Source organism: Immundisolibacter sp. (genome assembly GCF_028696615.1).
Taxonomy (GTDB): Bacteria; Pseudomonadota; Gammaproteobacteria; order Immundisolibacterales; family Immundisolibacteraceae; genus Immundisolibacter.
Genome location: NZ_JAQVGQ010000200.1, coordinates 1 through 4921, shown reverse-complemented (window position 1 = coordinate 4921; position 4921 = coordinate 1). Strand labels below are relative to the sequence as shown.

The 4921-nt window shown below is 68.8% G+C and carries 4 protein-coding genes and 1 pseudogene; 2 read left to right on the top strand and 3 right to left on the bottom strand.

Annotation, left to right across the window (positions count from 1 at the left end; translation table 11 throughout):
• Together PHC73_RS11510 and PHC73_RS11505 are read right to left on the bottom strand one after the other, a co-directional pair.
• A pseudogene (locus PHC73_RS11510) lies at window positions 1-511 on the bottom strand (hypothetical protein); the annotation flags it as partial.
• Window positions 512-679: 168 nt separating this feature from the next.
• Window positions 680-1474 (bottom strand): SDR family oxidoreductase, encoded by a 795-nt coding sequence (locus tag PHC73_RS11505; protein ID WP_300128268.1) that lies wholly within the window; start codon window positions 1472-1474, stop codon window positions 680-682.
• Window positions 1475-1709: 235 nt separating this feature from the next.
• On the opposite strand from PHC73_RS11505, the gene fumC reads away from it, so the two are divergent.
• The gene (gene fumC / locus PHC73_RS11500) at window positions 1710-3104 is read left to right on the top strand and encodes a class II fumarate hydratase (protein WP_300128267.1); all 1395 of its coding nucleotides are present in this window, start codon (window positions 1710-1712) and stop codon (window positions 3102-3104) included.
• Between the two features lie 212 nt (window positions 3105-3316).
• Here fumC and PHC73_RS11495 read toward each other — a convergent pair whose 3' ends face one another.
• Window positions 3317-4471: an SAM-dependent methyltransferase gene (locus PHC73_RS11495; protein WP_300128265.1), complete on the bottom strand. Its 1155-nt coding sequence runs from the start codon at window positions 4469-4471 to the stop codon at window positions 3317-3319.
• 71 nt (window positions 4472-4542) lie between these two features.
• On the opposite strand from PHC73_RS11495, the gene plsY reads away from it, so the two are divergent.
• On the top strand, window positions 4543-4921 hold a 379-nt coding region (gene plsY / locus PHC73_RS11490), incomplete at its 3' end, for a glycerol-3-phosphate 1-O-acyltransferase PlsY (RefSeq protein WP_300128263.1).

Sequence of the window (4921 nt, the reverse complement as noted above, 5' to 3'; positions counted from 1 at the left end):
CGGCGTCGGCCGCCAGCGGCGCCTCGGGGCCGATCACGAACGCCCGCTGCTGCACGTTGTCCGCCACCGCCACAGCGAGCTGGGCGGAAAAGTCGCCGCGGTTCTCCACCAGCTCCATGGCCGGATGACAGCCGCGCAGCGCCGCGCGCGCCTGCTGCACGGTCACGCCCGGCCCGCGCAGCGGCCGGGCCAGGCGCAGGCAAAGCTCGTTTTCGAAGCCGGTGCCCTGCCAGGTGGAAAGATCGAGCTCCACGCCGCTGTCGAGCCGACCTTCCTCCAGCAGGTAACCGAACACCGGCTCATGCACGCCAAACTGCTCGCGGATGGCCGCCGCGGTGAGGCCCACCTTCCAGCCCACCTGCCGGGCGCCGGCGGCGACGGCCTTGTCGAGCAGGCCGAGCTGCACCCGGCAGGCCATATCGAGCGTCAATTTGTCGAACCACTGCGGCGGGTAGTACACGCCGCGCGCGCGGCTGGCCCAGAAATCCTCGACGATCGCCTGAATGTCCATGTCTTGCCTCGATGACTGATGAAAAATTCCATTCATGGAATTTTTCATTTCGCTGCGGCGCGGTACAGGCCCGCGCCGCGCTCCCTGAATCGACGGCGTGTTACGCCGTCGATTCAGGCCGGGGCATCCTGCCCCGACCGGCCAGCGCTGAAACCATCAGCGCTGGCCTCACACCACCGCCCGCAATTGGCCACCGTCCACCGGAATGCTGAGCCCGGTCAGGAACGCCGCCCGCTCGGAGGCCAGAAACGCCACCACGTCGCCCATTTCCTGCGGCCGGCCCAGGCGCTTCATCGGCACGCGCTGGGCCCGCAGCTCGAGCTCCCGGTCCGGATCGCGCCCGAAATGGCGCGCCTGCATGGCCGCCACCTGCCCCAGGCGTTCAGTGTGTATCGAGCCCGGCAACACGTTGTTGACAGTGATGCCGTCCGGCGCCACCTGCTCGGCCAAATAACGCGCATACGCCACCACGCCCAGGCGCGAGGTGGATGAGAGCACCAGGTTGTCCTCGATCTGCCGCACCGACAGCGCCAGCACGTTCACGATGCGCCCGTAGCCGTGCTGGCGCATCAGCGGTACCGCCTGGCGGCACAGGCGCACCACGTTCATGAAGTTCTGCTCGTAGGCCAGCCAATACTTGTCGTCGTCGAGGTCGAGCGGCTGCCCCGGCGGCGGCCCGCCGGTGTTGGTGACCAGCACGTCGAGCCGGCCCCAGCGGCTGCGCGCGGCATCCACCGCCGCCGCGGCGCTGTCGGCTGCGGTCAGATCGAGCGCCACGGTGGCGAGCTGCGCGCCTGGCACCGCGGCGGCGATCTGCGCCTGCGCCTCCTGCAGCCGGTCGGCGCTGCGCGCCACCAGCAGCACCCGCGCCCCCTCGGCGGCGAGGCTGTGGGCAATCGCCCGCCCCATGCCCTGACTTGCCCCGCACACGATGGCTGTACGGTCCTTGAGTCCCAAATCCACGTCCCGCTCCTGTCGCTGACTGCCGTGATCGAACGCCGCCGCGCCGCACGAGCCCGAACGGCGACCTGTGAATCAATGGGTTACATCAAAAAGCCCCTACCCGGAGCAGGAAGCACCCAACCTCGCAGCGCCTCCCCGAGGGCGCACATGCTACCAAGCCCGCCGGACGCGACCGCACCGCCCGGCCAGTAAAATCGGCGGCTTTTCCACCCTGCAGCCACCGCGGAGCACGGCAATGTCTATTCGCATCGAACGCGACACCATGGGCGAACTCGAGGTCCCGAGCGACCGCTACTGGGGCGCCCAGACCGCGCGCAGCCTGAAATTCTTCGCCATCGGCGGCGAGCGCGAGCGCATGCCGATCGAAGTGATACACGCGTTCGGCATCTTGAAGCAGGCCGCCGCGCTGACCAACGCCGAACTCGGCCTCATGCCGCAGGACAAGGCCGAGCTCATCGCCCGCGCCGCGGCCGAAGTGGCCGCCGGCAAGCTCGACGACCACTTCCCGCTGGTGGTCTGGCAGACCGGCTCCGGCACCCAGAGCAACATGAACGTCAACGAGGTGATCGCCAACCGCGCCATCGAGATGGTGGGCGGCGAACTCGGCTCCAAAAAGCCCGTGCACCCCAACGACGACGTCAACAAGAGCCAGTCGTCGAACGACACCTTCCCCACCGCCATGCACATCGCCGCCGCGCGCGAGGTGCACGACCGCCTGCTGCCGGCGCTGCGGCACCTGCGCGACGTGCTGGCCAAAAAAGCCGCCGAGTTCGAGCCCATCATCAAGGTCGGCCGCACGCACATGATGGACGCCGTGCCGCTCACGCTCGGCCAGGAATTCAGCGGCTACGTGCACCAGATGAACGACGTCATCGACGCGGTGGCCACCACCCTGCCGCGGCTTTACCAGCTCGCCATCGGCGGCACCGCCGTCGGCACGGGCCTCAATACGCATCCGAAGTTCGCCGACACCGTCGCCGCGCACATCGCCGAGCTCACCGGCCTGCCGTTCGTCTCCGCGCCCAACAAATTCGCGGCGCTCGCCGCGCACGACGCCCTGGTGCTGATGAGCGGCGCGCTCAAAACCGTCGCCGCCGCCTGCATGAAGATCGCCAACGACTTTCGTCTGCTCGGCTCCGGTCCGCGCTGCGGCATCGGCGAGCTGTACCTGCCCGAGAACGAACCCGGCAGCTCCATCATGCCCGGCAAGGTCAACCCGACCCAGTCCGAAGCGCTCACCATGGTCGCCGCGCAAGTATTCGGCAACGACGTCGCCATCAACTTCGGCGGCGCCAGCGGGCACCTGGAACTGAACGTCTTCAAGCCGCTCATCATCCGCAACCTGCTGCACTCCGTGCGCCTGCTGTCCGACGCCAGCCGCTCGTTCGCCGACCACTGCGCCGCCGGCACCGTGGCCAACGAAAAACAGATCGCCGAATACCTCGAGCGCAACCTCATGCTGGTGACGGCGCTGAACCCGCACATCGGCTACGACAACGCCGCCAAGGCCGCCAAAAAGGCCCACCACGAAAACCTGACGCTCAAAGAAGCCGTAGTGGCGCTGGGATTGCTGAGCGCAGAAGACTTCGACCGGCTGATCCGGCCGGCGGATATGCTGGGACCTGGGTGAGAACTGAGAGCTTGTAAATTTTTCAAGCTCCGAGGCCGGCCAGGGATGGCCGGACGCGAATCGAGCCCACAAGGGCGTGATTCGCGCGAGCCCGTCCGGGCGTGTACCGGACGGGCGACGCAAGAAATGCGCAGGACGCGCATTTCTTCACAAACTATGAGCCGCCCAGTATGCGTAGGGCGGAATCGCGCGGCGTATTGCGCCTTTCGTGTTCACAGCCGATGGCGGCGGTCGCCCCGTCGAAAGCCGACCAATGGCAGGTCACCCAGCCCGCGGGTGACCGCCAGCACTTTGAAGGCCTCGCCCATGGCCTGCGGCAGCAGCAGCTGCCGCGCCTGCAGCGTGAGGTCCAGGTAATCGGCGCTGGCCGGATCGGTCGCTTCCAGCAGCCGCGGCAGGCCGCAGTCGATGAGGAACTGCGCCTGGCTGGAAAAGCCGGCGATCTGGCCGCCCGCCGCGCTGGCGGCCTCGGCCATGGCGGTGAAATCGACGTGCGCGGTGATGTCCTGCAGGCCCGGCCAGCGCAGCACGTCGTCGTGCGCCTGCTGGCGGTAATGGGCGCGCAGCGTGCCGGTGGCGCGCTGCGGGTGGTAGTACTCGGCGCGCGGGTAGCCGTAATCGATCAGCAGCAGCAGGGCCGTGTCGAGCCGCTCGCACACGCTGCGCAGCCAGGCCTCGGCGGTGATGTTGAGCTCGGACACGTAGCCGGCGGGCAGGTCGATGCCGGCCACGCGCGCGGCGAGGCGATCGTCCTGCGGCGCGCCCGGCACCAACGCGAGGCCGTCGGCCATGGCGGTCACGTACTGCTCGGCGATGCCTTCGGCCAGCACACAAAAGCGCCGCACCGGCATGGCGTCCAGCACTTCGTTGGCGATCGCCACGCCGCAGAACGTGTCCGGCAATTGCTGCAACCACACCACGCGCTCGACCAGATGCGGCACGCGCGCGGCGATGGTGGCGCGCTGGCGCTGCTGCAGGTCGGCGCTGAGTTCGAGCAGCTGGTAGCGCGTCGGCGCGCAGCCGAGCCGGTCGAGTTCCGCCAGCAGTTCCGCCGCCAGCGCGCCGCTGCCGGGCCCGAATTCCAGCACCTCGCCGCCGGGCAGTGCTTGCAGCACCTGCGCCACCTGGCGCGCCAAGGCGCGGGCGAACAGCGGCGAGCGCTCCGGCGCGGTGGTGAAATCGCCGCCGGGGCCGAACTTGCGCAGGCCATTGACGTAATAGCCGAGGGCCGGCTCGTACAGCGCAAGACGCATGTAAGCGTCGAAGCCGATGCGCCCGCCGGCGCCGGCGATGACGTGCCGGATGCGCGCCAGCAACCGCGCCGACAGTGCCAGCGCCTCGGCAGGCGGCATGGGCAGGTCAGGCATGGCCCGGCACCGTTAAACTGCGCGCCCACCGCCCGGCGAGCGCGGGCGCCGCATCCGTTTCGGTCATCTGCATGTCGATCGTGTCCCTGGCTGTCGCTGTCATTGCTTATCTGCTGGGCTCGCTGTCGGCCGCCATTTTGGTGTGCCGCCTGCTCGGCCTGCCCGATCCGCGCACCGAAGGCTCGCGCAATCCGGGCGCCACCAACGTGCTGCGCATCGGCGGCAAGTGGCCGGCGTTTCTGACCCTGGCCGGCGATGTGCTGAAGGGCGTGCTGCCGGTGCTGGCCGCGCACGCGCTGCATCTGCCGCCCTGGGGTTTGGCCGCGGTCATGTTCGCGGCCTTTCTGGGGCATTTGTACCCGCTCTATTTTGGCTTTGCCGGCGGCAAGGGAGTGGCCACCACGCTCGGCGTGGTGCTGGCCATGAGCCCGCCGGTCGGCATCGCCACCT